This window comes from Vitreimonas sp. (genome assembly GCF_036392335.1).
GTDB lineage: Bacteria > Pseudomonadota > Alphaproteobacteria > Caulobacterales > Aquidulcibacteraceae > Vitreimonas.
The window spans coordinates 1-21341 of the sequence record NZ_DASVYD010000073.1 but is presented as its reverse complement, the minus strand read 5'-3'; the positions used below and the strand labels follow the sequence as shown (position 1 = coordinate 21341).

The window sequence follows — 21341 nt, the reverse complement described above, 5'->3', positions numbered from 1 at the left end:
GATGCGCTCGTGGCGGAATTGGTAGACGCACTGCCTTGAGGTGGCAGCGAGTAACATCGTGGAGGTTCGAGTCCTCTCGAGCGCACCATCCTACGCTCGCACAGCGAGGGTAGGATGCCCTCCGAAGCCTTGGCGTAGGAGGGCTGAGCGTCCCAAACGCGAGCTTCGGATGGCTACGCCCCGCGCTATACGTGGTCCCGCGAGGGTGGCCATGTTCTACGTGTATCTTTTGCGAAGCGCGTCTCGCCCTGATCAGCGCTACACAGGGTTCACGACCGACGTTCAATCGTGTCTGACGACTCACAACGGCGGAGGCTCTCCGCACACATCCAAATATCGACCCTGGCGGTTGATTGCGTATTTCGCGTTCGAGGATGAAGGCAGAGCGCGGGCGTTCGAGCATTACCTGAAGTCCGGATCGGGTAAGGCCTTCGCGAACAAGCGGTTCTGGTAATGCCCTTCGATAAGCGTCGCCCCCGATCTAATCCTCCCCGCGCCGCCACGGGAACAGCGCACGCAGCCTCTCATCGCGCAGCCATAAGCCGCCCCACATGAAGAGCCCGAGATAAAGGCTGAACAACACATGGCTGAAGAGCGGGCTCTCAGCGCGAATCTGAGTCGCCATCGCCCCGCCCAGCAGGCCCATGAACAGGATCGCGCCGAGCACGCTGGTGCGCGGGAACAGATAAAGCAGCACTAAGGTCAGTTCGAGTACGCCGATCGCGAACGCATAACCCGGCGGCCAGCCCAGCTGCGTCATGGTCTCTTCCGCGACCGGCATCCCCATGAGCTTGGGCGTCACCGAGGCGGCCAGCATGAACAGGGCAAACAGTCCGCTCATCACCCGCCCGAGCCACACAGAGGCGCTGGTTTTCATGACGTCGTCTCCTCGTAATCGCCCAGAGGACGAAGGCAGGCGCCCTGAGCCTACATCGCTACCGCAAAAAACCAGCCGCCATGGGTTGACCTTCGGCGCGACGCGGCGTTTGGGGGAGGCCACACGCCCACCCTCCAGCGCGAAGCGACGGCCGATGAGCACCGAGAACGAAACGGCGGCCGCGGAAACCGTGCGGCGCGCGCCCTCCGAAGATGCAAGCTTCATCGTCCGTGTCATCGGCGCGGCCGGCGACCACGACGCGCCTTTGCTGCGCCGGCTGGTGGCCGGTCTCGATGTCGCCGACCTCGCCGACGTGATCGAGCACGTGCCGCTGGAGACGGCGCGCACCATCGCCAAGATGATCGGCCGCGACCTGCCGGCGGAATTCCTGCCCGAACTCTCCTGGGAGCGGCGCGAGGAAATCCTGCCCGAATTACCGGCCGATTATGTCGGCCAGGCGCTCGGCCAACTCGACACCGACGACGCCGCCGCCGTCGCCGCCGACATCGACGAGCGCCAGCTCGGCGAAGTGCTCGCCGCCGCCGACGAAGACACCCGTCTCGCCGTCGAAGAGGCGCTCTCGTTCGATGAAGAGACGGCCGGCCGTCTCATGCAGCGCGAATACGTCGCTGCGCCCGAAGGCGACACGGTTGGCGGCGTGATCGATCGCCTGCGCGCGGAATCTGCGGAGCTGCCCGACGAATTCTTCGAGATCTACATCGTCGACGCGGCCATGCGTCCCATCGGCGCCGTGCGCGTCTCAACCTTGATCCGCGCCCGTCGCGACACCCCGCTGACGGAAATCATGCGCGCCCCGCTCATTCTGATCCGTCCGGAAATGGATCAGGAAGAAGTGGCTCAGACCTTCCAAAAATATCACATGGCCTCCGCCCCGGTGGTCGATGAAGCGGGCCGCATCACCGGCATGGTGACCGTGGACGATATCGTCGACGTCATCAGCGAAGAGGGCGAGGAAGACTTGCTCAAGCTCGCCGGCGTCAGCGAAGCCGCGCAGACCGACAGCGTGTTCAAATCCGTGCGCGCCCGCGCGCCCTGGCTTTTGGTCAATCTGGCCACCGCGATCGTCGCCTCCAGCGTCATCAGTCAATTCCAGGGCTCGATCAATGAGCTGGTGGCGCTCGCTATTCTCATGCCGATCGTCGCCTCGATGGGCGGCAATGCCGGCACGCAAGCGCTCGCCGTCGCCGTGCGCGCCATCGCCTCGCGCGATCTCACCGAAAGCAGCGCGCCACGCTACGTGCTGCGCGAAGCCATGACAGCCGTCTCCAACGGTCTGATCTTCTCGATCGTGCTGGCCGGCGTCGTCGCCCTCTGGTTCCAGAATGGCTTGCTCGCGCTCGTGATCGGCCTTGCCGTGCTGATCAATTTCGCCTGCGCGGGCCTTGCCGGCATTCTGGTCCCGCTCACACTCCGCCGCATCGGCGCCGACCCCGCCGTCTCCTCCAGCGTCTTCGTCACCTTCGTCACCGACATCATCGGCTTCATGGCGTTCCTGGGATTGGCGACGATTGTGCTGTTGGGGGGCTAGTCGATATTTCCATTTGCGCTCCCAGCCCGGAGCGGACTCCGATCCCACAAGCACAAACACCACCGTCATCCCGGACGCGCGGAGCGCGATCCGGGACCCAGGGCCGATGCACAGCACTTTGACGCCTCTGGGTCCCGGCTCTCCGCTTCGCTACGGCCGGGATGACGGAGCTTATCCGACAAACCTGCGCGTTCGGCCCAAAGCGGACCTGTACGGTCGGTGCTATGGTGGTCGAATGAGCGACCTTTACGACAATCTCAAGCGGACGGTGGAGGATTTGGCGGCGCCCGCCGACGAGCAAGAAGCCATGTTACGCAAAGCGCGCGTCGGCCCTGACGAACTCGCCCTAGACTTTGATGCCTTCGCTGCAGCGGCCTTGAATCTTGTTGAGTCTGGCGAACTTTCCTCTGAAGCATACGAAGCGGTTCGCGCCCTTGATGCCCACCTCGTAGCGTTCAGCGGTGCGAACAATGCGGCGGAATGGACCGAGGACGCGTTGTACCATTCTTCGAATTGGGCAACTGCTCGTGAACTGGCTTCCAAGGTTCTTAGTTTGATGGGCTAGTGTCCGCCTATCGGCGAACACCCAACATCTCACTGCCCCACCGGCGCACCCACCTCACGTGCGCGCTGGAACGCCGGCCTTGCCCGGCAACGCTCCAAATACGCGCGCACGTTCGCGCTCAGTCCATGTCCAATCCGCGCGCCTGAATCCGCCAGATGCAGCGCATAGCCAATGCAAATATCCGCGATGGTAAATCGCCCAGCGCAGAGCCACTCGCGCCCATCGGCCAGCGCTGCTTCAACGGCGCGCAAACGCGCGAAGAACCACGTCTCGTAATCGCTGGCGACTTGCTCATTGCGTCGCTCCGGCGTCTCGAAGAAGCGATAGCGCAGCACTAAGGTCTGCGGAAATGTCAGCGTCGCATCGCTGAAGAACAGCCAATTCACGAATGCCGCATAATCCGTCTCGTCCGGCGTGAGCGCCAGCGGCGTCGGCCCGTATTTCTGCGTCAGATAAAAACAAATGCCGGACGATTCCGTCATCCGCGCAGCGCCATCGACTAGGAGCGGAATCGTACCCAACGGATTTTCCGCAAGATAGTCCTTCGCCCGCACGCGCGGCGGGAAGGGCAGTAGGATCGCCTCGTACGCCAATCCCATTTCTTCCAGCGCCCATAGTGGACGAAGCGAACGCGCGTCATAGCAATGATAGAGCTTCATCTCGTCGTCGCTCCTTCGCTAATTCCGCACCAAGCGCCGTAACAACGCGCCAAGCCCAGCAGGTTCAATGCGCGCTTCGCCCTTTGCCGGCTGCGCCAAGATTGGCATAACCAGCGCCTGCATGCCGCGCGCCGTTTCCGCCGCCGTTGCGCTCACGGCGCGCGCCTTCTCCTTGGCTTCCGCCGACAAACACCAAGCCAGCGCTTCATCGAGCGCTTGTTCGGTCGCCTCGCCGGCGCGCAAACACACCGGCCAACCCAACACCCGCGCTTGCGCCGAAAGCTTGTCGCCGCCGTCAATGCCATCGATCGCCAGCGCCGGCACGCCATTCTTCAGCGCAAACACCAAGCCATGCAGCCGGTTGGTCAGCAGCACATCGACGCGCGAAATGATGGAGGACAACGCCTCTGTGGAATTGGCGACGGCGCGATCCTTCGCGCCCGGCCAATCGGTGGCGATGTCGATATAGGGCAGGGTGTGACGCGCAATCAGCCCGTCGATCTGCGACACCGCCAATTCAAGTTTCTGTCGATCGCCATATTCGCGCTGCCGTTTCACCAAACAACGGCCCACCACGGGCTTGAGCTCAACCTTGCGCGCAAACGTCAGATCCGGATGCGCCGCGCGATCGGAATCGCGCTCGATCAGCAGGTCGAAGGGATTCCAAACGCTCAGAGGCTTTGTCAGCGTCAGGTTCACGCCGATCTTCTGGCAATGCGCGAAACGGTCGAGCGGAACGCCATTGCGCTCTAGCAATTCTGGGTAACAAGGCCCGCACACGATGATCACATGCGAATAGCGCGCAGGCGTCGCGGTATCCGGCGCGATCGCGCCCGCGATCCGCGCCTGAAGCGATTTCGAATAGGGCGCGACGTCGTAGACCAGATCGGCGGCGGCGCACCATTCCTGCACGGCCTCTAGGCATTCCACATCGCCGATGGTCGAGAAATGGCCAACGATTAAAGCTCGCCGAAGCGTCATACTCAAAAGTCCCCAACGCATGCGTTGTGCGGTCTTCTAAGTGCGCCCACCCGACATGGCTAACGAAAATTCACCGCGCGCGTGCGCCCGTGGCGCCGCGCTTGCGTCTTTGGCGAAAGCTGGCGGCGGTTCGCATCAGAACGGCACGTCAGCCAACGAAAACGCGAAAGACCAGCTCGTGAATAGCTCGATTTCCCTCGCCGGCCTGGCGCTGATCCAGGAATTTGAAGGCTTCCACGCCGATCCGGCGGCTTTGCCGGATGGTAACTGGGTCGTTGGCTACAATCATGTGCGCCAGCGCGACCCCGGCGCCAAAGTGAGCCAAGGCGACGCCGTCGATCTTCTGGCGCGCGATCTCGTGCCGTTCATTCAGATGGTGAACAAGCACGTCACCACGCCGCTCACCCAATCCCAATTCGACGCGCTCGTGTCGTTCGCCTTCTCGATTGGCGCTGACGCCTTCGTCAAAAGCCAAGTGCTGCGTCGCGTCAACAAGGGCGCCTTCCTCGCCGCCGGATGCGCCATGGAAGCCTGGCGCAAGGCCGACGTGAACGGCGATCTGGTTGTCAGCGAAGCGCTGGTGCGCCGTCGCGCCGCCGAGAAAGCGCTGTTCCTGAAAGAACTCCCGATCGAAGCCGCACCGTCGGCGCTGCTGCGGCCGCAATTGGATTATGCCGCCGCCGTGCTCGGCGCGCCGGTGGAATTCACCGAAACGCCAAAACTCGACATTGCCATTACGCCGCCCGTGATCGATCTCGACGCCATCGAAACTCGTGTCGCCGCCGAAGCTGCCGCCGCCGCCGACGCTTTGCGCGCCCTGCAGGCAGAAGCCGAAGCGCAAGCCCGCGCCGAAGCGGAAGCCCTGGCGCAAGCGCGTGCGAAAGCAGAGGCCGAAGCCGCCGCGCAGGCGCAAGCCATCGCCTTTGCCGACGCCCAACTCGCACTCCAGTCCAAGCCCGCCGATGGCGCAATCATCACGAGGATTCTCATGTCCGAACCCGCCACCGCCGATGTGCTGCTGCTGACCCAAGTGATCGTCGAAGATGTCGCCGACGATGAAGCGGAGATCGTCACCGCGCACGCCAAGCCGGTCGCCCGCCAAGTCGGCTTCGCGCGCAGCTTCAAATTCGCCTGGCCAGACCTCACCCGCACCGCTGACAGCTTCGCGCTTGCCGCCTTGCTGCTCGTCGGCCTTGGTTTGATCGCCATCGCCAGCACCATGCTCTTCAGCGGTCCTGCCGATTTCGTCGACGTCGCGGCCGCCGCCGCGCTCGCAACCCCTGGCCTCGCCGCCACATCGCTCGCCGCTTACGCCATCTGGCGCGCGCCGAAGCCGCAGGCGATCGAAGCCTAGGTCTTTCTGTTTACGCTGGTGAGCCTCGGGGCGGGAGCAATCCCGCCCCATTTTCTTTTCGGAACGCTTGGCGCATGTCTCGCATTGTGGAGGAGGGGCACGCAAAGGACACCGCCATGCCCGCCAAATCGAAAGCCCAGCAAAAAGCCGCCGGCGCAGCCCTTGCCGCCAAACGCGGTGAAACCAAGAAGAGCGCGCTCAAAGGGGCGTCGCGTCAGATGTATGAGTCGATGAGCGAAAAGCAGCTCGACGAATTCGCCTCCACCAAGCGCAAGGGCAAACCCAATTACGCCGCTGGCAGTCCGATCCCAGCCAAGAAGGCCGCACGTAAGAAGGCCGCGAAGAAAGCCGCTGCGACGCGTGCGAAGAAGCGCGCTACGTCACGCTAGACGCAAAACGGGCCGCACCGAAACCGATGCGGCCCGTCCATTGTCTGTCCCTAGAGCGGGGCAAGGATTAGGCGCGTCCCCCAATCGAGCTTGCGCTCAAGGTGGTCCAAGCCTGCGACAATGCCCCTACAGAGTGACAATGAGACATGGATCACCTCCTTTCCTAAACACCCCGGCGAAGCGCCGGAATAGCTAAGATAGGCTGGCTTGGCGCGCGCGCAACCGCGATGGTGAATTAGAGCCGCTCCGGCGTCAGCGAGCCCAGCAACGTGGCGTTATCTCCCGCCATCGCCACACATGCATTGCTCTCGCCGCCGTCCGGATAGCAGAACAGAGGTCCTTGCGCGCCGCGCGCGCCTTCATAGCGCTGTCGGGTGATCCCCGCCGCCGGCTGGAACCCTGGCGGACGCTGCGCGCCCGACGGCCACGCCGGCAGCCAATCGGCGGTCTGCACTTCCGCCGTGTTTTGAATCCAGCCTTCGAGATCGCTGCTCATGCCGATGCGATCATTGTTGGGATTGAACGCCAGCGGCACTTGCGCGATCGGATATCTTTGCTCCAGCAGCACCGTATCGCCTTCGCGCGCCTTGATGCGGATTGTCGCCACCGCGTCCGCGCAAGCCTCGCCCTCCAGCTCGGCCTCGATGATGTAATATTGACTGCCTACCGCTGACCAATCGCGCGAGGCGCTCGCGTTGCAGCCCGTCACCGGCGGCGGCAATTGCGCTGGCACTTCGGCGGTCTGGGTCGGCGCCTGAGGCGGCGAACACGCCGCCATCGCCAACGCCGCCACCGCAATACCAACACGCTTGATCATGGAGCCTCCTCGACCGCATCCCGTTCCAACAGCAAGCCCGCGCCGCCGGCCGCTGGTTCCCAGAAGATGCAAATTTCTGTTCCTGTGCCCGAATAATGGCACAACATCGGCAAGTCTCGCGCGCGTATGTCCTCGTATGTGAGTTGATCGAGTGTGCTCGCGCCTTGCGCCAAGGCGTCGAAGGCGGGCGCGCTTTGCGTTGAGCTGAGGCTCGCCTGCGCCCATCGATCGACGAAATTCTGCACGTGCTCAGTGTCTTCGCCTTCGAACACGTCGCCGAAGCGATGCATAAGCGGCGCGCTCCACGACCACAGCGGAACGCCCTCGCTATCCCGAATGACATAGAGCCCGATCGCCTTGTCGCAGGCCGGCCCGATCGTCTCCGCCGTGATTGTGTCCACTGCATCCGGCGCCGTGAACGCGACCTCGAACGTGGCGCTCACATCGCAGCGCGCGGATTCAGCGCGCGGGATGCAGGCGGCGACACTCAACGCGCACGCGACAAGAAGAAAGCGCATCACGGGCCGTACGCCACGATCATGGCGGGCGCGCGGGAGGCAGGATCGACGATCAGACATTGAGAGGCTTCCACCGCCGCCGCGTAGCAAATCATCGCCAAATTCCGCACACGCAGCATTTCGTAGGTGTCGCGGTCAAACGGCGTGTCATAGGCAAACGTCGTCGCACCTTCCGTGAGTGTCGCGACGCCTTCGCGCCATTCCGGCAATTCTCCGGAACGCATTTCGCTGACATCGGCCCAGCCGGCGAGGAACGTATTCATTTGTTCCGCCGAAACCGGGCTTGCGCCTTCCGGCGGGATGCCGCCGGCGGTCATGTCGTAATAGGTCGATGCAAACGCCCACAGCGGATCGCCGGCGGCGTTGCGCACCACCAATTGGACGACGGCCTGCGCACAAGAGGGGCCAGACGCGGTTGCCGTCACCACATCCGGCGCCGCGCTCGTCCATGCCACCTCATGCGTCGCCGAAAGCGAACAAGCCGCTTGCGCGCCGTTGGAAGCGGGCTGCCCGCACGCGCTCAGCGCCAATGCGGCAAGGCCAAGAAGAAGACGGCGCATGGAGCCCCTCGTAGATTCGAAGGCGCGACCATAGCCAGCGTGACCCCTTACGTCAGCCTATTCCGCCGCCTCCAGCGGCGCATGGCCGGCCAGGTCGCCGATTAGGTCTTCCGACGGCGATTGGAACAAGCCGTGCGGACGCTGCAATGCGGCAACCGCCGCCTCATAGCCGCCAGCGACGATCTCGTCGAAGCGCTTCCAATCGCGCATATCCATGTCGCCCATTTCCGGCGCAATCAGCAGATCGGCGCCTGAGCGGCCTTCCCAAGGGTCCACCGCCAGGGTCGCGGCGCGCATCAACAACGACGCAATCGGCGGCGCTGATTGAAACCCGTGCGCGGCCACCCAACCAAAGAAGCCCGGCGGATCGCGAAAATCTTCCGGATCGATGCCGTCGCGCCGCGCGACGTCTACGCCAATAATCGGGCCGCGATGCAAATCGCGCAGCACGTCGACCGGGAAGTTCTTCAACACCGCGCCATCAACCAGCAAGCCTTTGTCGCCATCCAACACCGGCGGCAGAATCCCCGGCAGCGAAATCGACGCGCGCAACGCCTTGCGCAACAAGCCGCCGCGATGGATGCGCACGTCGCCCGCAACCAGATCGGTCGACACCGCAAAGAACGGAATGCCCAAATCCTCGATCAGCGCTTCGCCGAAATGTTCGCGCAGCCGATCTTCCACACGCCGCCCGCGCACCAGGCCGACGACCGGCAGCATATAATCGCCCAGCGGATTGCTCTCGACGAACGCCTTGCGGATGCGCAATTCGATTTCGTCATTGTCCCAACCCATCGCCACGCACGCCGCCACGATCGCGCCCATCGAGGTGCCGCCGACCACATCGAACGGCAAACCCGCTTCGCGCAGCGCCCGCACCACGCCAATATGCGCGTACGCGCGCGCGCCGCCGCCGCTCAGCACAAGCCCGATCGAGCGCCGCGCGATGATGCGCGCCAAACGCGCCGCATCCTCATCTTCCAGGCCGCGCCAATGAAACAGCCGCGACGCCTCGCATGCATTGCGCCATTCGTTCGTCGTCGCCGCGACCCGATCCATGCCGTGATGCAACAGCACCACGTCGACCAAACGGAATTGCCGCGCCGGCGAGGGGTCCTCCGGAGGCAGCAGCGGAACGGAGGGCCGCGCGTCGGCGCGTGCGAAGAACCAAATCCGATCCGCCTGGCGCAGACAGGTGCGGAACCAGGGCGTGTCGGCGATCGGCGTCAGCAGGAACACCGCGTCATTCTTGCGCTCCAGCGCATCGAACCAAGCGCTGTTCATGCCTTCGCCGCTCAATTGACGGAAATCGTCTTCCGTCACGATCGCCGCGCGCGCCCCCAGCCGCTTCAGCGCCGCCTGCAATGTTTTGGCGCGCAGCTTGAGATCGATGGTCGGCGACGTTGAGATGAAGGCGTAGACTTTCGGTTCGGCGCGGGGATTGTTGCGATTGGTCGCGCGCGCCCGTGTCAGCATGATTTTGGCCATGCGCTCCATCATGGCCGGGTGGGCATGCACCAAGAGATCGAAGGCTGTCGGCGGCAGGCGTAGGATTTCGCTGTCGCGCATCGCGAACACGGAGCCCGAATGCGGCTCCTGGGCGATCATCGCCATCTCACCGATCGGCTCGCCCTGGCGGATGTAGCCGAGCAGGCTGTAGCCGCCCTTGTCGGTGGGCTTGAACGCGGCCAGCGACCCGGAAAGGAGGAAATACACCCCCTCCGGCGGCTCCCCGGCATTGATCAGCGCCCAGCCCGATGGGATCGAAAACCAGTCCGCCACGGCGTCCATGGCCGCCAGAACGTCGGCGGGCGCATCGGCCAGGAAGGGGATTTCGGCGAGGCTGGGCTTCATGGGGTATCTTGGGGGCAGGATAGGCCGGGTTTGTTAAGGCGCAATGAGAGCGGCTGTGGGCGCCGGCGCTGGCGGCGGTTTCCCCGCCGGGCGGGCGTTGCTAAGACCGCCCCATGACCGTCTATCTCGCCCACGCCCCGGCCGACCGCGACGCCGCGGAGGCGCTTGAGAAGGTCATCGAGCGGCGCGGCCAGTTCGTCGAACTGGACGATGGCCAGGTCGCTCTCCGGCCGATCCAGGCCAGCGATGTCTTCGTGCTTTTGGTTTCCCAGGCCTTGTTGTTCGCCACGGCGCGGCTACGTCTGGAGCAACGGGCGCTCGACGCCTGGGCCGATGGCCGCCTTATCCTGGTGAAGCTCGACAACGGCATCGCGCCTGTAGGCTTGCGCGATTTGCCGGCGATCGACGCCAGCTTCGAAGCGCAGCGCGAGTTCAAATGGAACGAAGTCGCCGACGCGATCCGCGAAAAGGTGCGCGCCTCTTTGCCTGAACCGCCCGAGAGCAGGGGCGGCGGCGTCGCTGGCCGCGTGCAATCGAAGATCCGCACGGAATTCGATGACGACGGGCGCCCGAATTGGTGGCTGCGCCTTGCGTTGTTGGTTCCAGGCGTCTGGGCGCTTGTGGTCAGTGGCGCGATCTGGCTTGCCAATCGCATCGGCCCAACGCCCGGCGGCTTGCGTGAACTGCGTCAGGGCGTCGACGCCTATGGCGTGCGCAACGGTTTGCCGCAGGGCGCCACGGAATGGGTGTTCGTGGGCGCGGTCGTCCTGATGCTCCTCGTCATCGTGACGAGCATCGCAAAGCTCTCCAAGCGTCGCGCCGCCCCCAGCGAGGCGTCCGAGGTCGAAGCGCCGGCTAGCGCCCCGCCACCCGCGCAGACTGACACTGTGTTCGTATCTTACGCGCGCGCCAACCAGAGCGACGTGTTGCCCGTCATCGACGGCGCGGCCAAGGCTGGCCGAAAATTCTGGCTGGACCAAAACGGCGTCAATGCCGGCGACGGCTGGGCTGGCGAAATCGTCCGGGCCATTCGCGCCGCCCGCGGCGTGGTGGTGATGTGCTCGAAAGCCGCTTTTGAGAGCGATCATGTGAAGCGCGAGATTTATCTGGCAGATCGTTACGCCAAGAAACTTGTGCCCGTCTTCATCGAACAAGCCGAGCCACCCGAGGATTTCGAGTATTTCTTCGCCGGCGTGCAGGCCCTCAAATTGTTCGAGACACCCGAAGCCGAGCGTCCCGAAGCGCTCGTGCGCGTGCTAGGATAGATTTATGTCCACTGATCCATCTTCCGTTCTTCTCGATGTCTCCCGCAACGGCGTGGCCGTTGTCACTTTGAACCGTCCCGACAAGCGCAACGCGTTCGATGAATTGCTGATCGCAGGGCTCGCCGACACGTTCGAAACGCTGAAGGGCGCCGACCACGTTCGCGTCGTTTTCCTGCGTGGGGCAGGGCAAACCTTCTGCGCCGGCGCCGATATCGACTGGATGCGGCGCGCCGCGGAACTGACGGAGCTGGGCAACGAAACCGATGCGCTCACGCTTGCCCGCATGCTGCAGCACTTGCATGAATTGCCACAACTCACCGTGGCGCTCGTGCATGGCGCCGCCATGGGCGGTGGGGCGGGGCTCGTGGCCGCATGCGATGTGGCCGTGGCGGTGAAGTCCACGAAGTTCGCCTTCAGCGAAGTGAAGCTTGGGCTCACGCCGGCGACGATCTCGCCCTATGTCGTGGAAGCGATCGGACCGCGCTGGGCCAAGGCGCTCTTCGCCACTGCCGAGGCCTTCGACGCGGCGTTCGCCGAGAAGATTGGCCTGGTCCAATACGCGGTTGAGGATGCTGAGGGGCTCGACCAAATGATGCTGCATCTCACCGATCTTGCGCTCGCGGCGGCGCCGGGCGCCGTCAAAGACGCGAAAGCGCTGGTGCGCTATGTTGCGGGTCATAAGATTGACGATAACCTCGCCAAGGAAACCGCGCGCCGCATTGCCGCGCGTCGTGGATCGGACGAAGGCAAGGAGGGCCTCGCGGCGTTCCTTGAAAAGCGTAAGCCGGAGTGGAATTCGTGAAGTTGAAGCGCGGCGCGAGCCGGTTCTGGGCCTTCATGCACCGCGCAAATCTGGTGCGTGGGCGCATGCCGTTCTGGCGCGTTGTCGTGGAAGCCAAGCTTGATCGCGGCATGCGCAAATGGCCGCGCAAGTTCGACGCCGCCGTCACCGCGGTGTTTGTCTGGGCCTACACGATTGAAGAGGCCGAAGGGCTGGCGGCGTTGGCGCTGCAGGAGGAAGGGCTCCAGGCGATCACCGCCGACGCCAAGAAATGCCCGCCGGCCGCCGCTCCCAAACGCGTACCGACCGCTGTGGCGCGCACGGAATTGCGCTTCCTACCGCGCCTTGAAGGCGAAACCGGCGCGGATGGCCCCTCTCGACGCGACGCGCGGGCTTGATCGCGCGAAGCGGGCGGCGGAGACTCTGAATCATGAGCGGGGAACTAGAAGCGGCTGGCGCGTTGGCGACGGCGGGACTGGCGGCGGGTGCGATTGAGGGGCGCGAGCCGCATGGCGGCGCCCATGACGGCAAGTGCCTCAATTGCGGCGCTGAGATCACGGGCCCGTTCTGCGCGCAGTGCGGGCAGGCCTCGCATCCGCACCGCAGCCTCACCCATGTGGTCGAGGAATTCCTCCACGGCGTCTTGCACTTCGACACCAAGGCGTGGCGCACGCTGCCGATGGTGATCTTTCGCCCTGGCACGCTCACGCGCAATTACGTCTACGGCAAACGCGCGCGCTACATCTCGCCGCTCGCGCTCTTCCTGTTCACGATCTTCTTCATGTTCTTCGTGTTCGCGTTCTTCCCGCCAGGCGGGTCAAGCGTGCCGGTGAATGTGGTCGAACGCCCCAACGCCGAGAGCTTGGCGCAGGCGCGCGAGGAATTGGCCGAAGCGCGCGCCAATCTCGCAGAGCTGCGCGCCCAGCCCGCGGCCGAAGGGGGGCTCGAGACGGGCATCACCAACGGCGTCGGCGCAGTGCTCGAGAACGAAATCGCACGGCTTGAAGAAGAGGTCGCGCGGCTCGAAACCGAGCAGGCGCGGACGCAGGCCATTGTCCTTGAGGAGCCCGCGCCCGATGCGGCCCAGACCGCGCCAGCCGCAACCGAAGAAGCGGCGGCGCCGGCCGCCGATGCGGCGTCGAGCGACGCCCAGGGCGAGGGCGCCGCAGGCGATGTGACTTGGCAAGAGCGTGCGCGCGATATCGCGCGGAGCGAGGATTTCGTCGTCATCGACGGCTGGGACAGCTTCAACGAGAAGGTCCGTCACAAGCTCGAGAACCCCGATCTGGCGCTCTACAAGATCCAGCAGGCGGCGTACAAATTTTCGTTCCTACTGGCGCCGCTGTCGTTGCCGTTCATCGCCTTGCTCTTTCTCTGGAAGCGCGGTGTCACGCTCTACGATCACATGGTCTACGCGCTTTACGCGCTCTCGTTTGCGTCGATCTTGTTCGTCACGATCATCATGACGGCGCAGCATCCGTGGACGAGTTGGCTAGTGGGCTGGCTGATCATGGCAGCGCTCCCGGTGCATACATTTTTCCACCTGAAGGGCGCTTACGCGCTCGGCTGGTTCTCCGCGCTATGGCGCACCTTCATTATGTTGAACTTCGCGGCCATTATCGCCGTGCTGTTTCTCATCATCATCGTCGTCTTGGGCTTGGCGAACTGACGTGGAAAACATTCTCGCCGACCCCGTCGTCCTCGAATTGATCGGCTCCGCCGCCGTCATTCTGCTGATGGTGGGGGTCGCCGCGATCCTTGGCTTCCGGATCGCCGCGCGGCTGGATGAAGACGAACTGAAGCGCCTCGCCGCGGCGGAGGGGGCGTGGGTGCAAGATTTTGTCATCGCGCCCGACAAGCGGCGCGCCCTCGCCAGGTTGACGGATGGCAAGCTCATGATCGCGCGCGTCATGGGTCTCGACACCAGCATCCGCATCGTTGCGCCGGGCGCGGTCCGGCTCAAGCTGCGTCCAGGCAGGCTGGAACTCGCGTTTGCCGATATCGGCTATCCGCCGCTACATATGCGTCTCAAAGATCAGCCCGCATGGCTCGCGGAGCTGGCGTCCGGAGGAAATTAGGCTGTGGCAAACCCGCTTGATCCGCCCTTTGATATTCCACCGATTATCACCTACGCGGTGCCGGGTTTCGTGCTGCTGATCATCATTGAAATGATCGTCGTGAGGCTCACCAAGAAGGGTCGCTACGATTTCGCCGATTCCGCCACGAGCCTCAGCATGGGTTTCGGCAATCGCGTCTTCGGCGTGCTGTTCGGCGGCCTCGCCATCGCCGCCTATTATTGGGTCTATCAATTCCGCCTGTTCGATCTGGGCTGGACCATCCCGGTCATGGTCGCCTGCTTCTTCGCGGAAGACCTGGCCTATTATTGGTTTCACCGCATCGCGCACGAGCGCCGCTGGTTCTGGGCCAGCCACATCATCCATCATTCGTCGCAGCATTATAATCTCACGACGGCGCTGCGTCAGACCTGGACCGGCACGCTGGGCCTAAGCTTCATCTTCTGGCTGCCGCTCGTCTATATCGGCTTCCCGCCGCTCATGGTGCTGATGTTCTCCGCCATCAGCCTTGTCTATCAATTCTGGATTCACACCGAGACGATCGGCCGAATGGGCCCGCTCGAATGGGTAATGAACACGCCCTCGCATCACCGCGTCCACCACGCGACCAATCCGAAATATCTCGATGCCAATTACGCCGGCGTGCTGATCATCTGGGATCGCCTGTTCGGCACCTTCGTCGCGGAGGACGACAAAGAGCAGATTCATTACGGCATCATCAGCCAGCTCGGCACCTTCAATCCGCTCCGCGTCGCCTTCCACGAATGGATCGGCATGTTCCGCGATGTGAGGAACGCCAAGAGCTTCCGCGAAGTGCTCGGCTACACGTTCGGCCCGCCCGGCTGGAGCCCGGACGGTTCGCGCAAAACCAGCGCCAGCATCAAGCGAGCCTGGGCCGAGCGGCAGCAGCAACAGCCCTCAGCGATCGCGGCTGAATAATGTACGTCCCGGCGCATTTCGCGACCGCCGACGCGGATGCGCTGATCCAACGCCTCGCGCGCCGCTGGGCCGGCGTGCTGGTGAGTGTCGACGCCGACGGCACGCCTATCGCCACGCATCTGCCCGTGCTCTGGAACGCCGAGGCGCGCACGATCACTGGCCACATCGCCCGCGCCAATCCGCATTGGAAATTGGGTGAGGGGCGGGGCCTGCTCGTACTCAACGGCCCCGAAGCCTACGTCTCGCCCAGCTATTACCCATCCAAAGCCGAGCACGGCAAAACCGTGCCGACTTGGAATTATGAAGCCGTGCACTTAAGCGGCCGCGTCGAATGGTTCGACGATGCGGCGCGCCTGGAAGAAATCGTCAGCGATCTCTCGGATTTCTTCGAGCACGATCGCCCCCAACCCTGGGCTGTCGGTGACGCACCGCGCCCCTACATCGACGCACTACTGCGCGGTATCGTCGGCGTCACGCTCCACGTCGATCGCATCGAAGCCAAACGCAAACTCTCGCAAAACAAGAGTGCGGCCGATTTCGACGGCGTCGCCAAAGGCTTGTCAGCGAGCGCCGATCCACTCGCGCGCGAAGTTGGCGACCTCATGCGTGCAGAACGCGCAGTCTCCGACGATCCGAGCGGCAATTGAGATGACCCTCCACATCGTCAAACTCTGCGTCGGCGCCGATAGCGTCGAGGATCTCGCCGAATGGCAGATCGGCCAGATCAAGCGCGCCAAGAAGGAGAAGCGCAAAATCACCGCGCCCGTCTGCGGCACGCGCATGTGGCCCAAGCGCGCCGACGAGGTGTTGGCCGGCGGCTCACTCTATTGGGTGATCAAAGGCGTTGTCGTCGTGCGTCAGCGCATTATCGCCATCGATGACGTCACCGACGATCACGGCGAACGCTGCGGCCTCTATCTCGACGCGCATCTGCAGCGCACCGTGCCGCAACCGCGCCGCGCCTTCCAAGGCTGGCGCTATCTCGACCCCAAAGACGCCCCCGCCGATCTCAGCGAAGCCCAAGGCGGCGCCGATCTGCCGGAGCATTTACGTCGGCAACTCGTGGAACTCGGCGCCTGGTGAGCCTCAGGCTGGCAGGGTCGCCCAGCTGACCCGCCGCTCTGGATCAAGCGTCACCGTCAATTGCCGCAACGCCGCCGTGCCCACATTCACTACCGGCAGGCCATCGATCAGTGCGATCTCCGGATCGGTCAAGGTAAGCGGACCAATCTGCACTGCGCCACGCAATTGCGCGCTGTAGCGCGGGCGGGCGCCATCCACGAAGCGTACTGTTCCGGTTTGCACCGGCGGCCCCGCCAGCGGCAGCGACGCGGCGAACGCATATGGAAACGAGATCAGATGCGGAGCGCCCGTGTCCATATGCGCATCGAACCGTTGCTCACCGACGCGGACCGGCATCACCGGCAACGGACGCTCGCTGGTGTAGGAGGTGCTTTGAGCGCCTGGCGCATGGGCGCGATCGGTGATCCGCATCAGCGAACGCGCGAATTCAAACACCACCAGCCGGCCGCTGAAAATGTTCGGGCTAATGACCCCGGCGTGGTCGGCGTTCTGGATCATTTGCGGAATGGCGGCGGCGTCGAAATCGGGCAGCGTCGTGTCGCCGACGCGCGCGCCGGCAATCGTCGTGCGAAAACCCCGCACGGGCGTACCGCCCGCAGGGGAGCCGACTTCGATCGGTTCAAGTTGGGGCAAGCCCCAACGTCGTGCGCGTTCCACATCGATCACGCTGCCGCCGGCGCCGGTGTCGACCACCCAAGCCTCGGTCTCGCCGCCGGGGATGGCGACCATCACACGCGGTCGCCGCCCCGTCATATCCAGCGGAAGCGCGGTCTCGCCCTCGGTCGCCCATGCGGCGTGCGGGACGAGAAACGCCAGAGGCGAAAGGGCGATACTGCGGCGAGAAATCATGGATGGCTCCTTGTGTCTGGAGCAAATGCGCGAGCTGTGTTGCAGCACTATTGCAGACCATTGCAAGCGTGCTTCAGCCAAGTGCGATCAGCCCAACACCTTCTTCACGTCCGCGCAAAACGCCGTCACGTCCGCGACGTCGTGATAAAGCCCAAAGCCAATCCGCAGCACGTCATCGCGCGCATCCGTCACGATGTTCGCCGCCATCAGCTTGGCCTTCCATTCCGTCGCGTTCGGATGGCGCAAGCTCAAAAACCGCGCCTGATGTCCGCTCGCATTCGGCCGCAACAGCTCCGCCTTGCGCAACACGCCAGCTTCGCCGGCGCCAATCGCTTCTTCCATCAAATTGCGCAACGTGCCCAAGCGCGTTGATATTGCGACCGTGTCGAGCTCTTCGTCGAACAACATCTCCTGCACCGCATTGAATCGATAAAGTCCCGTCGGATCATACGTCGCACCCAGGAAGCGCCCGCCATCGGCCGAATAGCCGATCTCGCCCTGCTTCGCTTCGATAGCGCCGAAATCGGCAAACCAGCCCGTATAAGCGGGGCGGGGCGCGAAGCCGTGCGGCGCGTGCAGGAAACCTGCACCTTCGCCCGCCATGGCGTATTTGTAGCCGCCGCCCAGCAGAAACACGCGGTCCGCCACAAGTGAGAAATCGCACGGCAGCGCCATGAACGAATGATAGAGATCGAGCACGACCCAAGTCTCGCCCGGCGTCGCAAAGCTGGCGATCTCTTCGATCCCGTCAAAGCGCAGCCCGCTCTTGAACATCACATGCGAGAGGAACGCGATGTCCGGCGCTTTCTCGCGCATCGCCGCCACGAAGCGCTCAGTAAACGTCGCGTATGGCTCGCACGGCACAACGCGCAGCGTCACGCGGCCTTCTTCCACCCAGCGCGCGCTTTGTCGTCGGAACGAGTGAAACTCGCCGTCCGTCGTCAGCACATCCAGCGCACCCGGCTTCCGCGCCGAGAAAATCCGCTCGATGAATTCATGCGTGTTCGGCGCGAACGCAATTGTGCGTGGATCAGGCAGCTTCAGCTCCATGGCGATATTCGCCTGCGCGCGCGGCATCACTTCGCCGAATACCTTGTCCCATTTCTTGTCGGCCAGGCTCGCCGCGTCCTCCCACGCCGCCAGATGCCCTTCATAGGACGCATCCGGCCACAGATGGTGCGAGTGCGCCGCAAAGTGCAGCCGGTCCGGCGCCGCCGCCAACGCGCGCGAGAAGAGGTGCTTGTAGCTCTTCATAGCTTCGTCCTGAGTGACCAGATTTCCGGAAACGCGCGCCGCGTCAGCGTTTGCTGCAGATAGCTCACGCCGTCGGTGCCGCCCGTACCGCGTTTACGGCCAATAATGCGCTCCACCGTCACCACATGCTTGTGACGCCACACCAAAAGCGCATCGTCCAAATCAATCAGCTTCTCCGCCAGCTGATAGAAGGGCCAATGCGTCTCCACATCGCGATACACGGCGAGCCACGCCGCCTCGACAGCTTCGCTCTCCGCATACGGCGTGCCCGCCGGTCGCTCGTAGGCACTCCGCGGAATATCGAATCCCGCCTTCGCGAGCTGCGCCAACACGTCGTCATACAAAGTCGGCGCAGCGAACGCGTCTTCCATCGCGCGCCGTTCGTCGCTGCCCTCCGGCTGGAAACGCAAGAACATCGGGTCCTTGATGCCCAGTCGGTACTCTAACGTACGGAATTGCGCCGATTGGAAACCAGAGCTTGTGCCCAGAGCCGCACGGAAGTTGAGATAGTCCGCAGGCGTCATGGTTGAAAGAATGTCCCACGTCTGCGTCATCACCGCTTGAATACGCGAGACGCGCGCAAGATTTTTGTACGCTGGCACCAGATTGCCCGCGCGAATTTCAGCTTGCGCCGCATCAATCTCGTGCAGCGTCTGTTTCATCCACAATTCCATGGTCTGGTGGAGAATGACGAACAGGAGTTCGTCATGTTCCCCCGTCAGCGGCTGTTGGCAGCCCAGCAGCTCCTTCAAGCCAAGATATTGGCCATACGTGATGTCTTGGCGCATCGCCGGTGTTCCTTCCATTGAATCACGAGCTTAGCCCATTTGGCGCAGGGCGGCAGGCGTCGCCTCCGCACGCGCCCGGGCAAATTTCCGGTTTGGCGACGGTTAACGACCTGCTAGGGAAACGCCCATCGAGGGCAGAAGCCAAGGAGGGTAGGCCTATGGCCGCTGTGGGACGCACACTTCTAATCATTCTCGTTGTCGTACTGGGGATTGGCGCGGCTGCGTATTTCCTCGGCCCGAAGACGGCGAGCCGCACTGAGACTCTGCAAATCGATCGCCCGGCGCCGACCGTGCTCGCGCGCTTGGCCTCCACGCCGGTGGGCGCAACTGTGACCGAAGGCGTCACGATCGCGGAAGCCGCCAGCGTTGAAGGCGATGTCGTCACAGCACCTGTGACGTTCGCGGATGGCGCAACGGGTCGCGTTGTCTACACCGTCACGCCGGATGGCGAGGGCTCCACCGTGCTGGTGCGCCTTGAGCAAGACCTCGGCGCCAATCCGCTCAATCGCTTTGACGCGATCACCGGCGGCGAAGTTGCGCCGCTCATCGCCACGGCGGCGTCGGCGGTTGAGACCGATCTCAACGCGCTGCCGACGGCGAGCTTTGTCGGCCTTGCCTACAATGTCGTGAGCGTGGAAGCGCGTCCGTTTTTCTACATCCAAAACTGCGCGCCCGCCGATGCGGAAGCGGTGGAAGATGTGGTCGCGCAAAGCTTGCTCGCGCTGCGCCCGATCATGCAGCGCCAAAACCTGCAAATCGCCGGCGAGCCGATTGCGGTCGAGCCACGCGTCGAAGCCAATCAATATTGCTACCAGATTGGCTATCCCTACACCGGCCGTCCGCCGCGCGTACTCGCGGTTGGCACAGCCGGTCAAACTCCGGCCGGTCAGGCGCTGCGCATCGTCTACACCGGCACGGAAGATGACGTGCTTGCGCAGGTCTACAATCCGATGGACGCGCTGCTCGCGGCGGCCCACTTGGACGATCCGACGACGACGGATGACGATTGGACGACGTTTGAAGTCTATCATGATGATCCGACGCAAGCCGGCGGCTCGCGCAATCGCGAGATCTATTACGTCGTGCAAGGCGACATCAGCGCCCTGACGCGTATCGCGCCGCCAAGCGAACCGGCCGCCGTGCCAGCGCAAGCGCCCGCCGCCGAGCCGGCCGCGACCGAACCGGGCGCTGCGCCCGCACCGGCCGCAACGCCGGCGGAAACGCCCGCGCCAGCGCCAGCCACGCCATAACAGCGTCGCACAACGCAAAACGAGAGGGCCGCGACGCAAGTCGCGGCCTTTTTTGTTTTGATATTCCTCCTCAATTCTCCTCGCCCTCGAGGGGCGAGGTGGCTCGCGGGCTACGCCCGCGAGACGGAGTGGGTGGCTGCTCAGTCTCAAATGCCCGCATGCGGGCTGCGCGTGGCTCAATCCCCCGCTGCGGACCGCCGGCTTCCAGCCGGCCCGTTCGAAAGTCCAAGACCACCAAAGGCTTTGCACGCGCGAAAGCGGAAGTTTGCGCTCCGCGCAAGCGATTCTATTCGACCGCTCCCACCCGACTCGATACTGGCCGGCATGGACGACGCGCTCACACTCCCCCTTGCCGATATCTGGACCCGCACCCGAACCATGTTCGCGCGGCTGCGCGCGATGATCGGCGCCAAGCAATGGCTGAACGCGCTCGAAGCGTTGGCGCGCAAACTCATTTTCCTCGAAGCCCTGGCGCTCGCGCCGGCCGAGCCCAAGCCGCCGCCGGTGCCGCTGCATGTGCGTCAAATGCAGAAGATCCAGTTTCAGATGCAGGCGAAGACTGCGGCGACCGCGCGCGCCCAACGCTACGCCTTTCGCCTCTGGCCGCACGCCAAACCCCATCCCGCACGTATTCGTCTGCTGGGCGCGCCGACTTCGCGCTTCGAAGCCGAGGAACTCGAACGCCGCCGGCTGCAAATCGAGCGCCTCAAACAAGGCCGCGCCAATCGCTTGCCCGAGCCGCAGCGCCTCATCCGCCGCATCCATGCGCTCGGTCACGTGTTCGAAAAGCCGTTGCTCTACGCCAAGCGCTTGGCGCGCAAACTGGCCAAAGCCAGCAAGAGCTTCATCGCCAAAGTCGCGCTGAAGCGCCAACCGCGCTCGGTTTATGTCGACGGCCGCCTCCAAGGCGACGCCGGCAAACTCTGCTGGCTCG

General features: G+C 63.8%; 24 protein-coding genes, 1 tRNA gene and 1 pseudogene. 16 read left to right on the top strand and 10 right to left on the bottom strand.

What is annotated here, in order from left to right; translation table 11 throughout:
• Positions 1 to 3 precede the first annotated feature (3 nt).
• Together VF769_RS17445 and VF769_RS18490 are read left to right on the top strand one after the other, a co-directional pair.
• Positions 4 to 88, top strand: a tRNA-Leu gene (locus VF769_RS17445).
• 81 nt (positions 89 to 169) lie between these two features.
• The gene (locus tag VF769_RS18490) at positions 170 to 454 is read left to right on the top strand and encodes a GIY-YIG nuclease family protein (RefSeq protein ID WP_349258162.1); all 285 of its coding nucleotides are present in this window, start codon (positions 170 to 172) and stop codon (positions 452 to 454) included.
• 27 nt (positions 455 to 481) lie between these two features.
• Here VF769_RS18490 and VF769_RS17440 read toward each other — a convergent pair whose 3' ends face one another.
• Positions 482 to 877: a DoxX family protein gene (locus VF769_RS17440; protein WP_331009708.1), complete on the bottom strand. Its 396-nt coding sequence runs from the start codon at positions 875 to 877 to the stop codon at positions 482 to 484.
• A gap of 154 nt (positions 878 to 1031) precedes the next feature.
• Here VF769_RS17440 and mgtE point away from each other — a divergent pair, with 154 nt between their 5' ends.
• Together mgtE and VF769_RS17430 are read left to right on the top strand one after the other, a co-directional pair.
• Complete coding sequence (gene mgtE / locus VF769_RS17435; RefSeq protein ID WP_331009707.1) at positions 1032 to 2426, top strand: magnesium transporter; 1395 nt, start codon at positions 1032 to 1034, stop codon at positions 2424 to 2426.
• A gap of 235 nt (positions 2427 to 2661) precedes the next feature.
• Entirely contained in the window at positions 2662 to 2991 is a 330-nt protein-coding gene (locus VF769_RS17430; RefSeq protein WP_331009706.1) for a hypothetical protein, read from the top strand.
• A gap of 29 nt (positions 2992 to 3020) precedes the next feature.
• On the opposite strand, the gene VF769_RS17425 is transcribed toward VF769_RS17430, so the two are convergent.
• A complete protein-coding gene (locus VF769_RS17425) occupies positions 3021 to 3650 on the bottom strand; it encodes a glutathione S-transferase family protein (protein ID WP_331009705.1) in 630 nt (209 codons plus the stop codon).
• Between the two features lie 18 nt (positions 3651 to 3668).
• A complete protein-coding gene (locus VF769_RS17420; protein ID WP_331009704.1) occupies positions 3669 to 4631 on the bottom strand; it encodes a polysaccharide pyruvyl transferase family protein in 963 nt (320 codons plus the stop codon).
• A 55-nt stretch (positions 4632 to 4686) separates the two neighbouring features.
• On the opposite strand from VF769_RS17420, the gene VF769_RS17415 reads away from it, so the two are divergent.
• Together VF769_RS17415 and VF769_RS18485 are read left to right on the top strand one after the other, a co-directional pair.
• Entirely contained in the window at positions 4687 to 5985 is a 1299-nt protein-coding gene (locus VF769_RS17415; protein ID WP_331009703.1) for a lysozyme, read from the top strand.
• Between the two features lie 116 nt (positions 5986 to 6101).
• Positions 6102 to 6281: pseudogene (locus tag VF769_RS18485) on the top strand (DUF3008 family protein); the annotation flags it as partial.
• 328 nt (positions 6282 to 6609) lie between these two features.
• On the opposite strand, the gene VF769_RS17405 reads toward VF769_RS18485, so the two are convergent.
• Genes VF769_RS17405 through VF769_RS17390 form a run of 4 tightly spaced genes read right to left on the bottom strand, consistent with a single transcriptional unit; the run spans position 6610 to position 10123 of the window.
• Positions 6610 to 7191, bottom strand: a complete 582-nt coding sequence (locus VF769_RS17405; protein WP_331009701.1) for a hypothetical protein — start codon at positions 7189 to 7191, stop codon at positions 6610 to 6612.
• On the bottom strand, positions 7188 to 7712 hold the full coding sequence (locus VF769_RS17400) for a hypothetical protein (RefSeq protein ID WP_331009700.1): 525 nt from the start codon (positions 7710 to 7712) through the stop codon (positions 7188 to 7190). The genes VF769_RS17405 and VF769_RS17400 overlap by 4 nt, the downstream gene beginning before the upstream one ends.
• Entirely contained in the window at positions 7709 to 8269 is a 561-nt protein-coding gene (locus VF769_RS17395; protein WP_331009699.1) for a hypothetical protein, read from the bottom strand. The genes VF769_RS17400 and VF769_RS17395 overlap by 4 nt, the downstream gene beginning before the upstream one ends.
• Before the next feature lie 57 nt (positions 8270 to 8326).
• Entirely contained in the window at positions 8327 to 10123 is a 1797-nt protein-coding gene (locus VF769_RS17390) for a patatin-like phospholipase family protein (protein WP_331009698.1), read from the bottom strand.
• Between the two features lie 113 nt (positions 10124 to 10236).
• Here VF769_RS17390 and VF769_RS17385 point away from each other — a divergent pair, with 113 nt between their 5' ends.
• From VF769_RS17385 to VF769_RS17350, 8 genes are read left to right on the top strand one after another with little or no spacing between them, the layout of a single operon-like run.
• Complete coding sequence (locus VF769_RS17385) at positions 10237 to 11388, top strand: toll/interleukin-1 receptor domain-containing protein (protein ID WP_331009697.1); 1152 nt, start codon at positions 10237 to 10239, stop codon at positions 11386 to 11388.
• A 4-nt stretch (positions 11389 to 11392) separates the two neighbouring features.
• Entirely contained in the window at positions 11393 to 12190 is a 798-nt protein-coding gene (locus tag VF769_RS17380; RefSeq protein WP_331009696.1) for an enoyl-CoA hydratase-related protein, read from the top strand.
• On the top strand, positions 12187 to 12567 hold the full coding sequence (locus tag VF769_RS17375) for a hypothetical protein (RefSeq protein ID WP_331009695.1): 381 nt from the start codon (positions 12187 to 12189) through the stop codon (positions 12565 to 12567). Before VF769_RS17380 ends, VF769_RS17375 begins: the two co-directional genes overlap by 4 nt.
• A gap of 32 nt (positions 12568 to 12599) precedes the next feature.
• On the top strand, positions 12600 to 13838 hold the full coding sequence (locus VF769_RS17370; protein ID WP_331009694.1) for a DUF3667 domain-containing protein: 1239 nt from the start codon (positions 12600 to 12602) through the stop codon (positions 13836 to 13838).
• Between the two features lies 1 nt (position 13839).
• A complete protein-coding gene (locus VF769_RS17365) occupies positions 13840 to 14247 on the top strand; it encodes a hypothetical protein (protein WP_331009693.1) in 408 nt (135 codons plus the stop codon).
• Between the two features lie 3 nt (positions 14248 to 14250).
• On the top strand, positions 14251 to 15183 hold the full coding sequence (locus VF769_RS17360; protein ID WP_331009692.1) for a sterol desaturase family protein: 933 nt from the start codon (positions 14251 to 14253) through the stop codon (positions 15181 to 15183).
• On the top strand, positions 15183 to 15830 hold the full coding sequence (locus VF769_RS17355) for an FMN-binding negative transcriptional regulator (RefSeq protein ID WP_331009691.1): 648 nt from the start codon (positions 15183 to 15185) through the stop codon (positions 15828 to 15830). The genes VF769_RS17360 and VF769_RS17355 overlap by 1 nt, the downstream gene beginning before the upstream one ends.
• A gap of 1 nt (position 15831) precedes the next feature.
• Positions 15832 to 16266, top strand: a complete 435-nt coding sequence (locus VF769_RS17350) for a DUF1489 domain-containing protein (protein ID WP_331009690.1) — start codon at positions 15832 to 15834, stop codon at positions 16264 to 16266.
• A gap of 3 nt (positions 16267 to 16269) precedes the next feature.
• Here VF769_RS17350 and VF769_RS17345 read toward each other — a convergent pair whose 3' ends face one another.
• The 3 genes from VF769_RS17345 to VF769_RS17335 form a co-directional block, all read right to left on the bottom strand.
• Positions 16270 to 17115 carry an aspartyl protease family protein gene (locus VF769_RS17345; protein WP_331009689.1) on the bottom strand — a complete coding sequence of 282 codons (846 nt, stop codon included), beginning with the start codon at positions 17113 to 17115 and terminating at the stop codon, positions 16270 to 16272.
• 87 nt (positions 17116 to 17202) lie between these two features.
• Positions 17203 to 18369, bottom strand: a complete 1167-nt coding sequence (locus VF769_RS17340) for a hypothetical protein (RefSeq protein ID WP_331009688.1) — start codon at positions 18367 to 18369, stop codon at positions 17203 to 17205.
• Positions 18366 to 19157: a tryptophan 2,3-dioxygenase gene (locus VF769_RS17335; protein ID WP_331009687.1), complete on the bottom strand. Its 792-nt coding sequence runs from the start codon at positions 19155 to 19157 to the stop codon at positions 18366 to 18368. Before VF769_RS17335 ends, VF769_RS17340 begins: the two co-directional genes overlap by 4 nt.
• A gap of 158 nt (positions 19158 to 19315) precedes the next feature.
• On the opposite strand from VF769_RS17335, the gene VF769_RS17330 reads away from it, so the two are divergent.
• Positions 19316 to 20407, top strand: a complete 1092-nt coding sequence (locus tag VF769_RS17330; RefSeq protein WP_331009686.1) for a hypothetical protein — start codon at positions 19316 to 19318, stop codon at positions 20405 to 20407.
• Between the two features lie 324 nt (positions 20408 to 20731).
• A partial coding sequence (locus VF769_RS17325; protein ID WP_331009685.1) for a hypothetical protein occupies positions 20732 to 21341 on the top strand: 610 nt, incomplete at its 3' end.

Excerpts from the sequence above, each read along its gene's own strand:
- VF769_RS17350 (WP_331009690.1), top strand. The coding sequence starts at position 15,832 with ATGACCCTCCACATCGTCAAACTCTGCGTCGGCGCCGATAGCGTCGAG.
- VF769_RS17440 (WP_331009708.1), bottom strand. The coding sequence starts at position 877 with ATGAAAACCAGCGCCTCTGTGTGGCTCGGGCGGGTGATGAGCGGACTG.
- VF769_RS17345 (WP_331009689.1), bottom strand. The coding sequence starts at position 17,115 with ATGATTTCTCGCCGCAGTATCGCCCTTTCGCCTCTGGCGTTTCTCGTC.
- VF769_RS18490 (WP_349258162.1), top strand. The coding sequence starts at position 170 with ATGGCTACGCCCCGCGCTATACGTGGTCCCGCGAGGGTGGCCATGTTC.
- VF769_RS17355 (WP_331009691.1), top strand. The coding sequence starts at position 15,183 with ATGTACGTCCCGGCGCATTTCGCGACCGCCGACGCGGATGCGCTGATC.
- VF769_RS17380 (WP_331009696.1), top strand. The coding sequence starts at position 11,393 with ATGTCCACTGATCCATCTTCCGTTCTTCTCGATGTCTCCCGCAACGGC.
- VF769_RS17415 (WP_331009703.1), top strand. The coding sequence starts at position 4,687 with ATGGCTAACGAAAATTCACCGCGCGCGTGCGCCCGTGGCGCCGCGCTT.
- VF769_RS17340 (WP_331009688.1), bottom strand. The coding sequence starts at position 18,369 with ATGAAGAGCTACAAGCACCTCTTCTCGCGCGCGTTGGCGGCGGCGCCG.
- VF769_RS17370 (WP_331009694.1), top strand. The coding sequence starts at position 12,600 with ATGAGCGGGGAACTAGAAGCGGCTGGCGCGTTGGCGACGGCGGGACTG.
- VF769_RS17330 (WP_331009686.1), top strand. The coding sequence starts at position 19,316 with ATGGCCGCTGTGGGACGCACACTTCTAATCATTCTCGTTGTCGTACTG.
- mgtE (WP_331009707.1), top strand. The coding sequence starts at position 1,032 with ATGAGCACCGAGAACGAAACGGCGGCCGCGGAAACCGTGCGGCGCGCG.
- VF769_RS17390 (WP_331009698.1), bottom strand. The coding sequence starts at position 10,123 with ATGAAGCCCAGCCTCGCCGAAATCCCCTTCCTGGCCGATGCGCCCGCC.
- VF769_RS17385 (WP_331009697.1), top strand. The coding sequence starts at position 10,237 with ATGACCGTCTATCTCGCCCACGCCCCGGCCGACCGCGACGCCGCGGAG.
- VF769_RS17395 (WP_331009699.1), bottom strand. The coding sequence starts at position 8,269 with ATGCGCCGTCTTCTTCTTGGCCTTGCCGCATTGGCGCTGAGCGCGTGC.
- VF769_RS17430 (WP_331009706.1), top strand. The coding sequence starts at position 2,662 with ATGAGCGACCTTTACGACAATCTCAAGCGGACGGTGGAGGATTTGGCG.
- VF769_RS17420 (WP_331009704.1), bottom strand. The coding sequence starts at position 4,631 with ATGACGCTTCGGCGAGCTTTAATCGTTGGCCATTTCTCGACCATCGGC.
- VF769_RS17425 (WP_331009705.1), bottom strand. The coding sequence starts at position 3,650 with ATGAAGCTCTATCATTGCTATGACGCGCGTTCGCTTCGTCCACTATGG.
- VF769_RS17405 (WP_331009701.1), bottom strand. The coding sequence starts at position 7,191 with ATGATCAAGCGTGTTGGTATTGCGGTGGCGGCGTTGGCGATGGCGGCG.
- VF769_RS17335 (WP_331009687.1), bottom strand. The coding sequence starts at position 19,157 with ATGCGCCAAGACATCACGTATGGCCAATATCTTGGCTTGAAGGAGCTG.